This is a genomic window from Acinetobacter sp. NIPH1876 (assembly GCF_022808535.1).
GTDB classification, from domain to species: domain Bacteria; phylum Pseudomonadota; class Gammaproteobacteria; order Pseudomonadales; family Moraxellaceae; genus Acinetobacter; species Acinetobacter higginsii.
The window spans coordinates 153,839-170,978 of sequence record NZ_JALGBR010000008.1 but is presented as its reverse complement, the minus strand read 5'-3'; the positions used below and the strand labels follow the sequence as shown (position 1 = coordinate 170,978).

The 17,140-nt window shown below is 40.0% G+C and carries 13 protein-coding genes; 11 read left to right on the top strand and 2 right to left on the bottom strand.

Annotation, left to right across the window (positions count from 1 at the left end; translation table 11 throughout):
- The first annotated feature begins 489 nt into the window (after window positions 1-489).
- The 3 genes from MN869_RS10470 (at window position 490) to MN869_RS10460 (ending at window position 3,158) form a co-directional block, all read left to right on the top strand.
- Window positions 490-1,365, top strand: coding sequence for a MetQ/NlpA family ABC transporter substrate-binding protein (locus tag MN869_RS10470; protein WP_033133649.1), 876 nt, complete (start codon window positions 490-492; stop codon window positions 1,363-1,365).
- Between the two features lie 72 nt (window positions 1,366-1,437).
- The gene (locus MN869_RS10465) at window positions 1,438-2,466 is read left to right on the top strand and encodes an ATP-binding cassette domain-containing protein (protein WP_033133648.1); all 1,029 of its coding nucleotides are present in this window, start codon (window positions 1,438-1,440) and stop codon (window positions 2,464-2,466) included.
- Complete coding sequence (locus MN869_RS10460; protein ID WP_033133647.1) at window positions 2,463-3,158, top strand: methionine ABC transporter permease; 696 nt, start codon at window positions 2,463-2,465, stop codon at window positions 3,156-3,158. Before MN869_RS10465 ends, MN869_RS10460 begins: the two co-directional genes overlap by 4 nt.
- Window positions 3,159-3,211: 53 nt before the next feature.
- Here the strand turns inward: MN869_RS10460 and MN869_RS10455 are convergent, their stop codons facing one another.
- Window positions 3,212-4,078, bottom strand: coding sequence for a histone deacetylase (locus tag MN869_RS10455; protein WP_033133646.1), 867 nt, complete (start codon window positions 4,076-4,078; stop codon window positions 3,212-3,214).
- On the bottom strand, window positions 4,072-5,058 hold the full coding sequence (locus tag MN869_RS10450; RefSeq protein WP_033133645.1) for a hypothetical protein: 987 nt from the start codon (window positions 5,056-5,058) through the stop codon (window positions 4,072-4,074). The genes MN869_RS10455 and MN869_RS10450 overlap by 7 nt, the downstream gene beginning before the upstream one ends.
- Window positions 5,059-5,418: 360 nt before the next feature.
- Here MN869_RS10450 and gloB point away from each other — a divergent pair, with 360 nt between their 5' ends.
- The 8 genes from gloB to MN869_RS10410 all read left to right on the top strand — a co-directional run bounded on the left by gloB (window position 5,419) and on the right by MN869_RS10410 (window position 17,033).
- Window positions 5,419-6,150 (top strand): hydroxyacylglutathione hydrolase, encoded by a 732-nt coding sequence (gene gloB, locus MN869_RS10445; protein ID WP_033133644.1) that lies wholly within the window; start codon window positions 5,419-5,421, stop codon window positions 6,148-6,150.
- 298 nt (window positions 6,151-6,448) lie between these two features.
- Window positions 6,449-6,655, top strand: a complete 207-nt coding sequence (locus tag MN869_RS10440; protein ID WP_004771531.1) for a hypothetical protein — start codon at window positions 6,449-6,451, stop codon at window positions 6,653-6,655.
- A gap of 566 nt (window positions 6,656-7,221) precedes the next feature.
- On the top strand, window positions 7,222-8,604 hold the full coding sequence (ahcY, locus tag MN869_RS10435) for an adenosylhomocysteinase (protein WP_005189859.1): 1,383 nt from the start codon (window positions 7,222-7,224) through the stop codon (window positions 8,602-8,604).
- A 72-nt stretch (window positions 8,605-8,676) separates the two neighbouring features.
- Window positions 8,677-9,513: a methylenetetrahydrofolate reductase [NAD(P)H] gene (gene metF, locus MN869_RS10430; RefSeq protein ID WP_033133643.1), complete on the top strand. Its 837-nt coding sequence runs from the start codon at window positions 8,677-8,679 to the stop codon at window positions 9,511-9,513.
- Window positions 9,514-9,535: 22 nt separating this feature from the next.
- Entirely contained in the window at window positions 9,536-10,249 is a 714-nt protein-coding gene (locus MN869_RS10425; protein ID WP_004805905.1) for a 16S rRNA (uracil(1498)-N(3))-methyltransferase, read from the top strand.
- Window positions 10,250-10,371: 122 nt separating this feature from the next.
- A complete protein-coding gene (locus MN869_RS10420; protein ID WP_033133642.1) occupies window positions 10,372-13,248 on the top strand; it encodes an EAL domain-containing protein in 2,877 nt (958 codons plus the stop codon).
- A 191-nt stretch (window positions 13,249-13,439) separates the two neighbouring features.
- Window positions 13,440-15,710, top strand: coding sequence for an NADP-dependent malic enzyme (locus MN869_RS10415; RefSeq protein ID WP_005204811.1), 2,271 nt, complete (start codon window positions 13,440-13,442; stop codon window positions 15,708-15,710).
- A 96-nt stretch (window positions 15,711-15,806) separates the two neighbouring features.
- The gene (locus MN869_RS10410) at window positions 15,807-17,033 is read left to right on the top strand and encodes a multifunctional CCA addition/repair protein (protein WP_033133641.1); all 1,227 of its coding nucleotides are present in this window, start codon (window positions 15,807-15,809) and stop codon (window positions 17,031-17,033) included.
- Window positions 17,034-17,140: the final 107 nt, after the last annotated feature.

The window sequence follows — 17,140 nt, the reverse complement described above, 5'->3', positions numbered from 1 at the left end:
TTGATTCCTCTCTCTATATTTTTGGAAAAATTCATAAAACTATCATTTATTTATATTTACTTAGACCATAATTATCTTCTAGCAAGTAGGTTATTAAGCTTCAAAGTACAAGCTGTTCCACTATAACCGCCCATAAATTGTTGCTATGATTGCCGAAATTTTAGATGTTGTTTTTATGTTAACTGTATATTCTTTTTCATTATTTTTAAATGTCTAGAATATTGAACCTAACAAAACAAATTGCAGCTAAATCCAAATTTGATTTGAAAATGAGATGAACAGTTGGTTCCTATCTGTATATACTGAATCGGAACATGAATATTCATCTACTTTTCGGATGTTGTAGATCTATCACACTTGTTCAAACTTTAAGAATAATTCAGGGATTGTTTTGAGTGCGATGTCAATTTACAACATACAAACCTATTGCAATCATTAATGCTAGAGAAATGATGATTTTCTCGCCATTTTTCCGATTAGGATTTATACATGAAAAAGCTGATTAGTCTTTTTTTAAGTGTATCTGTGTTATTACTTGCGGCATGCAGTAAACAACCAGATACCGCATCTACCGAACAAAAAGGTGATGCTGCTGCATTACAAACCGTTGTAATCGCTTCTACAGGTTCAGACGCTGATATTTGGCGTTATATCGCAACATTACCAGAAACTAAAGCCGCTGGACTTAAACTCGAAATCAAGAACTTCACAGACTACGTTGCAATGAACACTGCAGCCGCAAATAAAGAAGTTGATTTGAATGCATTCCAATCTTACGCTTACCTTGTCGCATTCAATGCTGCAAATAAAGACAAGATTGCACCTGTTTCAACCACTTATTTAGAGCCAATGGGTATTTACTCAAGTAAAGTGAAAAAGGTTGAAGAGTTTGCTGAAGGTGCAACCATTGCGATTCCAAATGATGGTGCAAACGAATCACGTGCATTATTACTTTTACAAAGTGCTGGCTTGATCAAGTTAAAAGCTGACTTCGATCCAGTCAAAGGCACGCCTGCTGATATTATTGAAAACAGCAAAAAAATCGTGATCAAACCAATTCAAATGGCAACAGCAGTTCGTGTTAAAGACGAAGTTGATGCAATTTTATTGGGTAACACGCTTGCGATGGAAGGCGGTTTAAACGTACTTAAAGACGCAATCTTCTATGAACCAGTGGACCAAAGCACTAAATTAAACGTAAACGTATTAGCAACTGCAGAATCTCGTAAAGATGATCCTGTGTTACAAAAAGTTGGCGCGCTTTATCATACTGAAGCAGTGAAGCAATATGTTCAAGAACACTTTGCTGGTACGAAAGTTGACGTGAACAAACCAACAAGCTACCTCACAGAAGCAAATTCGTAATATAATGCTCTCAAATAAAACAGGCAAAGTGATTTTGCCTGTTTTTTCTTTTCTGCCATAGTACTGACGAACATGATCCAATTTAAAAACATTTCGAAACACTATCAGTTGAAAGGTCAAACGATCAATGCACTGGACCAGATCAATTTAGAGATCCCGGACGGTAGTATCTTTGGCATTATCGGCTATAGTGGTGCAGGTAAAAGTACGCTGATCCGTTTGATTAATTTGCTTGAACGCCCGACGCAGGGGCAAGTCATTATCAATCAAAAAGACTTTACTGCTATGGACGCGCGAACACTTCGTCAAGAACGTGCAAATATTGGCATGATCTTTCAGCACTTCAATCTCCTTCAGACTAAAACCGTGTCTGAAAATATTGAAATGCCACTTAAATTACTTGGGCATAGCAAAGCTGAACGTGAAAAACGTCTGGCTGAACTACTTGAGTTTATCGATCTTAAACATAAAAAAGATGCCTACCCTGATGAGCTTTCAGGGGGGCAAAAACAACGTGTTGGTATCGCACGTGCGCTGGCAAATCATCCCAAGATTTTACTCTGCGATGAAGCAACTTCTGCCCTTGATCCACAGACCACAAAATCTGTTTTAGCACTATTAAAAAAGATTAATAAAGAACAGAACATTACTATTGTGATGGTCACCCATGAAATGGATGTCATCGAATCAGTATGTGATTATGTGGCGGTCATGGAGTCAGGTCATGTGATTGAAACTGGCCCGACACTGGATATTTTCAGTCAGCCACAGCATCCAACCACCAAAACCTTTATTCAAACGGTATTGCAACAACAGTTGCCGATCAATATTCTGAATAATCTTGAGCATAAGCATCACAATAGCATCTATAGCTTGCAGTTCTTAGGTACATCAGCACAAGAAACTGTGATTCAGGCAGCGATTAAGCAGTTTGATATCAGTTTGAATATCCTATTTGCCAACATGACCGAAATTAATGGCACGGTGATTGGCCAAATGTTTATCCAACTGCTAGGCGACCCGCTTATGATCCAAGAAACGGTAAAGTTCCTTGAGCTTCAAGGTGTGAAAGTTGAACAGTCTGGAGTGGTTAGCCAATGAGAGATTTAATTGTACAATGGCTGACTCAAATCACAGCACCATTTTGGCATAGTTCACTTTCAATTGACCAGTTTGTTACCGCCCTGCAAGAAACCTTTCAAATGGTGTTCTTTTCTCTGCTGTTTGGCTGTATTTGGGGACTTATCCAAGGCATTACCTTAGTGGTTACCCGCACAGGTGGTATTTTACAAAATCGCGCGATTTATTATTTCCTCAATCCGATTGTGAATGCACTGCGTTCCCTTCCCTTCATTATTCTGCTGATTGCCGTTATTCCACTGACCAAAATGCTGGTTGGCACTTCAATTGGAACATGGGCAGCGATTGTGCCTTTGACTATTTATGTGGGCCCATACTTAGGTCGTTTAATTGAAACTTCGTTACTTGAAGTGAATGAAGGCATTGTCGAATCCGCTCAAGCAATGGGTGCTTCACCTTGGCAAATTATCTTTAAATTTATTATCCCTGAAGCACGTAGCTCTCTGATTCTGAATTTAACTACGGGTACGATCTCGCTCATCGGTGCAACTGCAATGGCAGGTGCTGTTGGTGCTGGTGGTATTGGTGACTTGGCAATTTCTTATGGTTACCAACGTTTCGACACCAGTGTGGTGATTTTAACGGTCATCGTGTTATTACTGTTGGTTCAGATGGTACAAATGCTCGGTGATTGGTTAGCAAAACTGCGATAGAAAAAATAGAAAAAACGCTCAGCTGAGCGTTTTTTTATGTCTTGTATTTTTACTTAAGGAAAATAGATTTCATTCGCCGCTTTAAAAGTATTGACATGCAATGGCACTAAATCATCCAATGCTTGATATCCTCCAGCCAAAACGAACAGTATTGGAATCTTCATTTTCTTGGCCATCTCAAAGACAATTCTGTCACGTTCAAATAATAACTCAGTGCTAAACCATTTAGAGCCGTATTTATCATGTTGATGGCAGTCCATGCCTGCTTGATAAATAATTAAATCTGTATCCCAACGCGAAGCATATTGGAATGCCTCAAAGATCGCTTCACGATATAAATCGAAATTACCTTGTTTGGGGTGAATATAACGGGTCAAACTGCGCTCACTAGCCTTACAGCCAAAACGAATGCCAAAAATTCCAAAATTAATCAGATTGGTCATACGATTGGTGAAAATAGCTGTGCCATCTCCACCATGTTGATCACAATCCAAAACAAAGATTCGTTTTTCAGGATATTGCTTAGCAACCAGCGCTAAGCCATTAAAGGTACAATAGGCTGCACCAGATTCATAACTGGCATGATGAAAACCTTGAGCAATATTTGCTGCAATCCCCTCATTCAAAGCAATTTCAGCTCCAACTAACTGTCCAGCCTGAACCGATAAAATTGCATCTCTCAGTTGTTCATTCCACGGCTTAAATCCTTGTATGGTGGCAAATGCTGACTGTCCCGATAAAAACGCCTCCACATACTGTGGATTATGCAATTTCTTTAACAGCTCAACATCAATACTGCCAGGATCGATCAGTTCAGCCATCTGTTGAGCACGTAATACATCCGCAACAGCAGTGAGTTTTTCCATACTATTGGTATGCGTTCGTGCAAAATAGCGTGGAGAGTAACAGGCTTTTAGCATGGATGTCCTACGTAAATCTGATCACGCGCAATTTCCATCAGCTGACTCAATTCGGTTGTATCAGGTCTAAATAATCCATTGTCGACCTGTTGTTTAAAGTGATATCCAAATGCCCGAGCACGATTTTCAGGTGACACAGCCAAAGTTGTTAAACGTAAAAACCAAAAACCATTCATCTCGGCAATCGGGATCACATAGCCTTTATATTGCTTATTTTTATGCTTCTCGAGTTGCTCGATTTCATAATGTGTTGAAAACAGACTTCCGGCAGGTAAACGAACACCATTCATCATTAAGGGAACTAAGCTGATGCAAGAGTGGTTATCCCCCATATTTAACTTTTCCATCATGATGGGTTGATCATGCTCATCCACAAAAATATTGATTTCGCCCTGCCTTAATAAACGGTGGTGTGCAATACGCAAGAAGAATTTTTCTGCCATTGGACAAGAGCCGACCTTAGGCTTTTCCTCTAAAGCCTGACACTCAATCATGCCAATCTGCTGTGCTTTTTGCGGCAGAATAATATCGCTAAGAAGCTGACAAATCAGCTGACTTTCTTCAAGTTCTGCATATTGATGAATGGTTCTTAACTTGGCTTGAAACTCAACTTCCTGCTGTAAGCTCTGTGCAAAACTTTCTTGTGGATTTATACGCTGCAAGCATTGCTGGACGTTTAAATTGGTATCCAAATTACGCCATGTTTCTAACTCTAAACCATAAGATGAGCTTTGATTAAGAATATTACGCAAAGCTTTGGTCTCGTATTCTTCAAAAATACGCAAATCCTGAAACCCGATTGGATCCCGAACTTGAGAAACAAACTCTGCAATAACACGCGTCGCCTGCGTATAACCGCAACCCCGACGTTCAGTCTGATGACTAAAATGCTCATTCAGCATTTCTGTAAGTTTGGCAGAGAGCGGATATAAATACTTTTTAAAGATAACGACCACTTCATGATCGATCAGCTCAGACATAACGCCCCCTCTTGTTCTTCAGATTTATCACTTTTCACTCATCGCAAAAGATCTGTATTTCTCTTTTTAAATTTAATCATTGAAATTATTTAACTTTACTTCAATATTTTTATACGACTAAAGATAAATCATTAACTTATAAAACTTTTATCACATCTTTATTGAAAAAATAACACTTGTCAACGATTAAGATATCTATTGAAAGTGGCTGTCAAAATCTGCCCGATAAAGTCATTATTCAGCCCTATAAATCAGTAGGAATTTTGCACTGAACTGCATTTGCACTTACACTACAAATAGGCACTTATATGAGTACCCAAACCGTAATAACCTCACGAAACAAAGCTTTAGGATTCGGCTATGCATTATAAGATTCATGCAATTGACGTAAAAAATGCCTTAAAAAACTATATTTGGTTATTGGAAGATACAGATACACAAGAAGTCGTTGCCATTGACCCCACTGAAGCTGGTTTAGTTACTGATTTCTGTGAGCAGCATGGTCTACAACTTAAACAAATCTGGCTGACGCACTGGCACCGTGATCACACTGGCGGTGTTGAGGGTTTACTCGCCGATCAGAATATAATGGTCTACGGTCCGCGTGATGAGTTGAGTAAAATTTCACTCATCTCCAGCCCTTTGCAAAATGACGATCATTTTCATTTTAATGACCTCAAAGTTGAAATTATTGCGACGCCTGGTCATACCCTTGGCCATATTACTTATTTTATTGAAAAAATTGAAACGCTGTTTAGCGGTGACACCTTATTTGCAATGGGCTGTGGTCGTCTATTTGAAGGTACAGCGGAGCAAATGTATCACTCATTGAATCGGTTGGCTGCGTTACCTATTCAGACCAAAGTATACTGCACCCATGAATACACACTTGCCAATGCTGAATTCGCTTTAACTGTTGAACCAAATAATGTCGCGCTGCAAGAGCGCATGCAACAAGTCAAAGCACTAAGAGAAGCAGATCAAATTACCCTTCCAAGTACGATCGAATTAGAGCTTGAAACCAATCCCTTCCTGCGGACTGAAAGTGCAGAAGAGTTTGCCCGAATTCGTAGTCTGAAAGATCAATTTTGATTAAATCCCATCGCTTCGACTGATTCATTTTCTACTTTCACAGCAAAGTAGAAAATGAAATCATTTTTTACATTTGCTTCAAGAATATTTTCCCTAAAACTTGATTTTCACCACATTTATAAAAAATATTTTTTATAGTAAATTCAACAAACTAACAAAAACACAGATAAGATTCTATCTATAAAAATTACGCTAAATTTACATTACTTACATGTGGAAAAATAAATCTATGCAATCCCCCTTTAAAAAAATTTAACTGACCCTTATTAATAAATACATGTTCACAAGGAGATCTGTCATGAAAAACAGAGTTGTTAAAGCAAAAAACGTATTGGCTTTCCGTATTTGGTTAGAAAAATTAGGATATTCGGTTAAAAATCTGACAGATAACCGCGGTTTCACATTTAGCTTCAAAAAAGAATATGGTTTAGTCACAGGCGATTTATCTGGCAATGCTTTAGCAATGCAACTGGGTGAAGAGTTTGAAGATCATTTAAAAGCCTAATGGCAAATTTCCCTAGATATCAGGGTTTCAAAGGGATTTGGAATCCTTGATTGATGCTCATAAAAATAATTAAGACGTATCTCTCATTTAATCCTTCATTTTCTAACCATTTCAAACAAAATCCTAGGGTCTGCTGATGTTTCACAGATACTTGCGCCAGAGGATATTTTTTAGACGACACAAGGCGGGTTTTGCGTAACTTAGTATTCTAAGTAAGCGAAACGTAACGTGGTAGCGGCAAAAAATATCCCTGTCCCAAAGGGTTATTGGCTAAAACTTCCCTAAACTGTGTTATGAAACTTGACAAGGGGTCCGCCATTGCCAGCGTTTCATGCCTTGTTTATGTCGTTTTAACCAATAACGCAATGTATGGATGAAACTTCAGCAGCCCCTCTTGGAACAAACGCAATTTCCAAGTATCATTATGCCCAGTCGAGGGATGCTGCGACAATTGATCGGCACTAAAGATCAATTTGCCAGGCTCGACGATCGGTTAGACACTCGTTTTAACCAACAACGGCATCCGCGAACAGAATGATCCATACTATTTTTTCTAGGAGATCCTGATGAACGCGGTGAATGCTTCATTTACAGATTATAAAGTTGCTGATATTTCCCTTGCTGACTATGGTCGTAAAGAGATCAAACTTGCTGAAGCAGAAATGCCAGCTTTGATCGGTTTACGTAAACGTTATTCAGCAGCTAAACCACTTGCTGGCGCAAAAATCTTGGGTTGTATCCATATGACAATCCAAACCGCTGTTTTAATCGAAACTTTAGTTGAACTCGGTGCAGAGGTGCGTTGGACTTCTTGCAATATCTTCTCTACTCAAGACCATGCTGCAGCTGCAATTGCTGCAAGCGGTGTTCCTGTATTCGCGTGGAAAGGCGAAACTGAAGAAGAATATGTGTGGTGCTTAGAACAGCAAATCAATGTCAACGGTCAGCCTTGGGATGCCAACATGATCTTGGACGATGGCGGTGACTTAACTGCTCTTGTTCATGACAAATACCCTGCGCTTTTAGAACGTATCCACGGTATTACTGAAGAAACAACAACAGGTGTACAACGTCTGTTGGAAATGTGGAAAGACGGTTCGCTTAAAGTTCCAGCGATCAACGTGAACGATTCGATCACTAAATCGAAGAATGACAACAAATACGGTTGCCGCCATTCATTAAATGATGCCATCAAACGTGCAACTGACATGTTACTTTCTGGCCGTCGTGCACTAGTCATTGGTTATGGCGATGTTGGTAAAGGTTCTGCGCAATCTTTACGTCAAGAAGGCATGATCGTTCGTGTAACTGAAGTTGATCCAATCTGTGCAATGCAAGCATGTATGGATGGATACGAAGTCGTATCTCCATATAAAAATGGCGTACAAACTGGCAAAAAAGAAGATATTAACCAAGACTTATTAGGCAATACTGATCTTGTTGTCACGACAACTGGTAACTACCATGTATGTGATTCTGCAATGTTAGATAGCTTAAAAGCGGGTGCTGTAGTGTGTAACATCGGTCACTTTGATACAGAGATCGACACTGCATACTTACGTGGTTACAAGTGGGTTGAAGTGAAGCCACAAGTACACCAAGTGTATCGTTCAGAAGACGAAAACAACTACCTCATCCTTCTTTCTGAAGGTCGTTTAGTGAATCTTGGTAATGCAACAGGCCACCCATCACGTGTGATGGACGGTTCTTTCGCTAACCAAGTGTTAGGTCAAATGCATTTATTTGCTGAAAAATTTGCTGACTTACCTGCTGAGCAAAAACAAGCAGCGATTCGCGTAGAAGTTCTTCCTAAAAAATTAGATGAAGAAGTTGCCGCTGCAATGGTCCTTGGCTTTGGTGGTGTGTTAACACAATTAACGCAAGTACAAGCAGATTACCTTGGCGTTCCTGTAGAAGGTCCGTTCAAATCTGACGCTTATAAATACTAAGAAAATCAGGGCAGACGTTTTACGGACTGCCCTTTTTTCTAAAATTCCAAGCGATTTTAAAAAGGATTTGAAATGACAAAACGTGTTCCTATTTCTTTTGAATTTTTCCCACCAAAAACTGATGCGGGCGCGGAAAAATTAAAAACTGTTCATCAAGAATTACAACGATTAAACCCAGAGTTTTTCTCGATTACCTATGGTGCAGGTGGCTCTACACGCGAACGTACTCTAGCTGCGATTAGTGACTTTAACGGCAAAGGTACACCAGTTGCGCCTCACCTTTCTTGTATTGGTGATGACAAAGCACGTATTGCTGAGCTCTTAGATTTATATAAATCTCAAGGGATTGATCGTATTGTCGCTTTACGTGGTGACTTACCATCAGGTCAGGTCGGTTTGGGCGAACTCCCTTATGCCCAAGACTTAGTTCGCTTTATCCGCGAGCATTCAGGCGATCATTTCCACATTGAAGTGGCTGCCTATCCTGAAATGCATCCACAAGCTGATACCTTTGATAGTGATATTCAACGTTTTGTTGAAAAAGTAAATGCAGGCGCGAATGCAGGTATTACTCAATTTTTCTTCAATCCAGATGCGTATTTCTATTTTATTGAACGTATTACTAAAGCTGGCGTGAATATTCCAGTTGCACCAGGTATCATGCCAATTACCAATGCAAGCAACCTGATCCGCTTTGCTGACGGAACAGGTGCAGAAATTCCACGTTGGATCCGCAAACAACTCGCAGCTTATGGCGATGACAGTGCAAGTATCAAAGCATTCGGTCACGAAGTGATTGTGAAACTTTGTGAACGTCTGATCGCAGGTGGCGCACCAACGCTGCATTTTTATTCAATGAACCAAACTGAACCGACTCGACAACTGGTTGTCGATCTTGGTTTAAACTAATTTGTACGAGCACAACCCAAGCATGAATCGTTTTTATATCGAAACCGAATTAAATACTGGCAACACCGTTGAATTAACCGAATCGGTATTTCATCACTGGGTACGTGTGCTACGTGCAAAAGAACAAGAACAAGCCATCTTTTTCAATGGAAAAGGTGGCGAATATATCGTAACACTGACTCAAATCAATAAGAAAAATGCCTTGGTTTCTGTTGATCAATTTGATCCAGCCGATCGTACAGCACCTTTCAACGTTGTTTTAGGTCAAGTGATGAGTAAAGGTGATCGCATGGATTATGCGATTCAAAAAGCCACTGAACTTGGTGTTACAACGATTCAACTCTTGACCAGTGAACGCTGTGAAATGCGTTTAAAATACGATCGTGACCAGAAAAAATTAGACCATTGGCAATCTGTGGCAATCGCCGCCTGTGAGCAATGTGGCATGAATCGAGTTCCTCAAGTTTTGCCACCCATCAGCTTAACTGAGTGGCTAAACTCGGAGTTACCGTCATCACGCTTTGTGCTGGCTCCAAACAAAGACCAAACGAATGTCCTACTTAACAGCCTACCAGACATTGCCCTACTGATAGGTCCAGAAGGTGGCCTGAGTGAAGCAGAAATTAATACTGCCAATCAACATCAATTTAAAAATTGGTGTATCGGAGACCGTGTTCTAAGAACTGAAACAGCCCCAGTAGTTGCTTTATCTATTTTAAATTATCACTTTGCATAGAAGTAATGTCGTGACATTGCTTTCTGCTATGTTTAGCGTTAATTTAAAATAAAACGTTGCTGTGTTTACAAAAAAACAAAGACTGTGAATATAGATAAAAAATGAAAAGGATTATTCTTTGTATGTTAGGGGCTCAGGAAAAAAATTTGCCACAGTTTATCTACACAGATCAAATCGATTATCCAAATCATGTACGCTTATTTGTATTAAGTGTCTTCTGCATTTGTCTTTTAGATTACGCCCTATTTGGTATTTTTTATTCATTTGAATCAAATATTTTCACGACTTGGATGAGCATTACCCTCATCCTTTTATTTAGCTTTACCTGTATCTGTCATTTTTTACTCAAACGCTACTCTTCAGTTCGTTATAGCAACCAGACCAACATCATTTTTCAAGTGATCTGTTTTTTTACTGGTTTACTGATCGGAGTCAATACAATTGTCATTAATCATTACTTGGCTGTCGATATTCCTCATTTGATTGGGTCACATATTTTGACCCTAACTGCGTTACTACTCACTGCATCTCATATCATTGCACTGACCTTTTTAACCCAACATATTCGCTATTTCTTCTTATTTTTTATTCCAAGTATTGCACCTTTAATCGCATCTCAAATTTTACATCGAGATCATGATCACACCCTATTCTACCTTGCATATTACTCTTCATTTTTCGCAACCGTACTCTGCGCGCAAGTCACCTATAAAATTCATAAACGCTTGGCCTTAGTTTTAGATAAAAATAAACAACTGATTGATGTCGCTGAGCAGCACAACCAATGGACTGAAGAATTGTGTCAGCAATTACAGCGTGAAGTGAATAAATCCAAAGATATTGAAGCGCAACTGCAATTCAATAATCACCTATTGGAACAAAAAGTGCGTGAGCGTACATTCGACTTGACGCAAATGAATGAAAGCTTAGAAGAACATCGTCAGAACTTAAGTTTTGCCCATGAAACCGCAGGCATTCGCCCTTGGGACTGGAATCTTGAAAGCCATACCGTTGGAGTCACCAATGCACATAGTCAAGCAGTCACGCGCAATTCTGAAAACCATTACACCCTCCTGCATAAAATCATCCATCCAGATGATATCGAGCGGGTAAAAAACACCTTATATAATCATTTATGTGGCCAAACCAAGCGTTATGAAGAAACCTTCAGAATTAAACGCCATAATGGTGAATGGACCTGGATTCATGATGTTGGTCAGGTGATTTTAAGGGATCCAAAAGATGACACCCCTTTACGAATGGTCGGTATTCACCGTGATATTAATCAGGAAAAGAAAGATCAGGAACGTTTAAAGCTTGCAGCCAGCGTATTTGAGCAGGCCTCAGAAGGTATTTTCATTTTAGATGAAAACTTTAACTATGTTGAAGTGAATCCTAAATATGAACAGCTCACAGGCCTTGATAAACAAGCAATCGTGAGTAAACAGTTATTTGAAATTACCAAACAAAATAAGCAGCATCATCATAATTTTCATTTATCAATTCTTGATACACTGCGTGAAGAACAGGAATATGAGGGTGAATTTCAAGAAACTTATATTTCTGAAAAATCTTGTTTTTTGTGGATTCATATCAATGCAGTGAAAGATGAACAAGAGCGTGTCATCAACTATATCGGTATTGTTTCAGATCAGACTGAACGTAAGCATCAAGAACAACGCTTATCCTATTTGACTAATTACGATACGCTCACCGATCTCCCTAACCGCTTTTATTATCAACAGCAGTTGCATCAATATTTGATCAATGAAGCGTCGATTCAGCATCTGGCTGTCATCCGTTTAAATATCGACCGCTTCCGTGCCTTGAATGAAATCATTAGCAATCAAGCGGGTAATGAGCTCCTCAAACAAGTGGCACAACGCTTACGTATTAGTAATATTGATGCGCTACTAGTCGCCCATTTAAGTGCAGATGACTTTGCGATTATTTATGAAATTTCACCACTACATCCACCGATTCACCAATTGTGTAACAACATCGTTGAAGCCTTTAGCAAACCTTTTTATCTGGCAGAGCAAGAATACTTTGTCAGTATCTCGATCGGTGTCGCCATTTATCCAGAACATGGCCGCCAAGTCGATAATTTAAATACCCATGCAGAACAGGCATTGACCGAAGCCAAGCGCTTAGGTGGTAACACCATTCGCTACTACTCCAATGAAAGAGCCAATTTTGTAGCCAAATACACTGATCTAGAACTTGATCTCAGAAAAGCCATTCAGAATAACGAGCTGGTTGTGTACTATCAGCCAAAAATTAATGCACATAATCACCAAATTAATGGTTTTGAAGCCCTAATCCGTTGGAAGCATCCAACGAAAGGTCTAATCATGCCAAGCATTTTCATTCCTTTAGCGGAAAGTACCAGTCTGATTTCTGATATTGGACAGCTAGTTTTACATGAAGCGGCTAAGCAACTGCAAACATGGCAAAAGCTTGGTTTTAACAATATCAATATTGCAGTCAATATCGTGGCACAGCAAATTTTACGCGGCCAACTACTGCATGATATTGATGCTGTGTTAAATACGTATGAGATCTCAGGAAAAAATCTCGAACTCGAAATTACTGAATCGGCCTTTATTGAAAACACTGACAGTGTCAAAACCGTGTTGTACGCCATTAAAGAACGTCAGATTTCAATCGCACTGGATGATTTCGGTACAGGCTACTCCTCTCTTGCTTACCTCACCGAATATCCAATTGACATTTTAAAAATTGATCGAGCTTTTATCTCGAAAATTGGTAATGCCAAACAAGATGCGATCGTTAATGCCATGATCGCCATGGGCAAGACCATTGGCTTAAAAGTTGTGGCTGAAGGCGTTGAAACCGAGCAGCAGTATGGGTATTTAAAACGACAAAATTGCGACATATTACAGGGTTACTTATTTTCACAACCGCTTACTGCCGCCCATGCGACAGAATATCTGCAAAAACAAAAGCAGCTGTCAACTGCAAGATATTCCATTTAAACGTGAATTTTAACCTTTTTTGCTGTTTATTTTTCACGGAATAGCAACTGTCAATAGGTATGCAGTTCAGTGAAAATAAGCTTTTTTGACTGTGCGAAAGCATGAACTAGTGCTATATTCTTGTGCACTTATCTTAATATCGTAATTAGACAGCTATATGTCTGATTATTATCGGAACAAACGAGACTCAGATGGACGATCAATCTTTAAAACAAGCCGCTTTGTATTACCATGAATTTCCAACCCCAGGAAAAATCAGTGTGACACCTAGCAAGCAGCTCGTTAACCAACGAGATTTAGCGCTTGCCTACTCACCTGGTGTTGCTGCGCCATGTTTGGAAATCGAACGTGACCCTTCTGCCGCTGCCAAATATACAGCGCGCGGTAATCTGGTTGCCGTCGTGAGTAATGGTACAGCCGTGCTTGGTTTGGGAAATATTGGTCCGCTCGCGTCTAAACCTGTAATGGAAGGTAAAGGCGTTCTGTTCAAAAAGTTCGCTGGTGTTGATGTCTTTGATATCGAGATTGATGAAAATGATCCAGACAAGATCGTAGATATCGTTGCTGCATTAGAGCCGACTTTTGGTGGTATCAACTTAGAAGATATCAAGGCGCCAGAATGTTTCTACATCGAGAAGAAACTTCGCGAACGCATGAAAATTCCTGTATTCCATGATGACCAACATGGGACCAGTATTATTGTCGGTTCAGCATTGCTGAATGCTTTACAACTGGTAAATAAAAAAATTGACGAAATTAAAATCGTTGCATCAGGTGCCGGTGCAGCAGCACTTTCATGCTTAGACTTGCTTTGCGCTTTAGGTGTGAATAAAGCCAATATCGTTGTTGCCGATTCTCGCGGTCTGCTCACTACATCACGTGAAGGTTTAGATGAATCGAAAAAGCGTTATGTACAAGACATTCAAGCAACACAATTGCATGAAGTGATGGCTGGTGCAGACATGTTCTTGGGTCTTTCAGCAGCAGGTATCTTAACCAAAGAAATGGTTAAGGAAATGGCTGAAAATCCAATTATTTTTGCACTTGCAAACCCAGATCCTGAAATTCTACCTGAACATGCGCACGAAGTACGTCCAGATGCAATCATGGCAACGGGTCGTTCAGACTATCCTAACCAAGTGAACAACGCACTTTGCTTCCCTTATATCTTCCGTGGTGCACTCGATGTTGGTGCAACCACCATTAATGAAGAAATGAAGATTGCCTGTGTACATGCAATTGCACGCATGGCACATGTTGAAGCGGATGCTGCAACCTATGGTGAAAAATCTGCGTCATTTGGCCGCGACTATTTGATCCCTCGTCCACTCGATCAACGCTTGATTTTGGAAATCGCACCAGCTGTTGCCAAAGCAGCAATGGACTCTGGCGTTGCGACTCGTCCAATTGAAGATTTCTCTGCATACCGTCAACGTCTTTCTGAGTTTGTGTATAACTCAGCATTCTTGATGAAACCAATCTTCTCTCAAGCGAAGACTGATCCGAAGCGTATTGCGTATGCTGAAGGTGAAGATCAACGTGTATTACGTGCTGTTCAAATTGTTGTTGATGAAGGCTTAGCGAAACCAATTCTAATTGGTCGTACTGCCGTGATTGAAGACAATATTCGAAAATTAGGTTTACGCTTACAGCATGGCGTGAACATTGAGATCGTCGATCAGGAAAAGAATCCTTCGTATGATGATTTCTGGAAAGAATACCATCAAATCATGCAACGCAAAGGCGTAACAGTTGAATATGCACAACGTGAAGCACGTCGCCGCTCAACACTCATCGCAGCAATGTTGGTTAAATTTGGCAAAGCCGATGGTATGTTATGTGGTACCTACTCAAGCTATGACATTCATTTAGATTTCGTGAAAAACGTCATTGGCTTAAAAGAAGGTCGCAGCACGTTCTTTACGCTGAATGCATTGATGCTTGAAGATCGCAATTTATTTATTGCAGATACTTATGTAAATACCAATCCAACTGCGACTCAACTTGCTGAAATGACGATTTTAGCGGCCGAAGAAGTTCGTCGTTTCGGGATTACACCACGTGTTGCCCTGCTTTCTCATTCAAGCTTCGGTAGTGACCAAACCGATGCAAGCGCTCAAAAAATGCGTGAAGTCTATCGCCTACTTTCAGAGCAAGCACCTGAGTTAGAAGTTGAAGGTGAAATGCATGGTGATGCAGCATTGGATGAAAATATTCGTCATTTTGCATTCCCGAACTCACGCTTCAAAGGTTCGGCAAACTTGTTGATTATGCCTAACTTAGATTCAGCCAATATTTCATTCAACTTGTTAAAAGCAACTTCAGGTAATAATGTGACCATTGGTCCTATTTTATTAGGTGCTGCAAAACCTGTTCATATTCTGACACCTACAGCAACGACGCGTCGTTTGGTGAATATGACTGCATTAACGGTTGCCGAAATTCAGCAAAGTCAAAACTAAGTTCACTTAAGCCCTGCTTTTCTTGAAAAGCTTCGCTTAACCCTTGAGAAAACCTCTATTCTGTAGCATGATTGTGTGAAGAATAGAGGTTTTTTCATGCAAGTTTATTTAGTAGGCGGTGCTGTCCGAGATCATTTACTCGGCCATCCCTATCACGAAAAAGATTATGTGGTGGTTGGAGCAACGCCCGAGCAATTACTCGCCGAAGGCTATCAACCCGTGGGAAAAGATTTCCCGGTATTTCTACATCCAATAACAAAAGAAGAATATGCACTTGCACGTACTGAACGTAAATCTGGTGTGGGTTATCACGGGTTTCAATTTTTTACCGACACTACAGTTAAGTTAGAAGAAGATCTCATTCGTCGTGATTTAACCATTAACGCAATGGCAATGGATGATGCAGGTACCATCTATGACCCCTATGGTGGGCAGGACGATTTAGATCAAAAAATTCTACGCCATGTTTCAGATGCATTTACCGAAGATCCTCTGCGCGTACTTCGTGTAGCGCGTTTTGCTGCTCGTTATGCGAGCTATGGCTTTAAAATCGCAGATGAAACCCTAGAATTAATGCAGGAAATTGCCAAATCTGGTGAGCTTGATGCATTAACGCCTGAACGTGTCTGGAAAGAAACTTCACGTGCATTGCTGGAAGATCATGCTGATGTATATTTCCAAACACTCAAAGCGTGTGATGCCTTAAAAATCTTGTTTCCAGAGATTGATGCGTTATTTGGTGTACCACAACGTCCTGAATACCATCCTGAGATTGATTGTGGTATTCACACCCTCATGGCGCTTAAACAAGCCTGTTTAGCAAAATATGCGCTTGATGTGCGTTTTGCTGTGCTTGTGCATGATCTTGGCAAGGCACTCACCCCTGTGGACGAACTACCACGCCATATCATGCATGAAGAACGTGGTCTTCAGCCTGTAACGGATCTGTGTGATCGTTTAAGAGTACCCACCCATTTAAAAAGCTTAGCTTTAATTGTGTGTAAAGAACATTTGAAGTGCCATCAAGTCAAGAATCTGAAACCAGGCACTTTATGGCGTCTTTTACAACGCTTAGATGTATTGCGTCGACCTGAAAAAGTGGAAGCTTTTGTTCAGGCCTGTGAGTGTGATGCCAAAGGTCGTTTAGGCTTAGAGCAACGCCCGTACCCACAAGCGCAATACATGTTAGATGCGATGCAAATTGTCAGAAATATTCGTGCGCAAGATTTACCTGAACATGTGACTGGTCCAGAAATTGGTGAAATGCTGATTCAGTATCGCATTGAAGCACTAGCTAAGTTTAAAGAGTTGCACAATAACTGATTAATTTTTAAGTAAATTAAGTCTTTTTTGTACAGATTCGCTTATCTATATGCCAAAAAGATTATTAATCAAGCAAACGATTAATTTTATTTACTATTGTTGTTGAC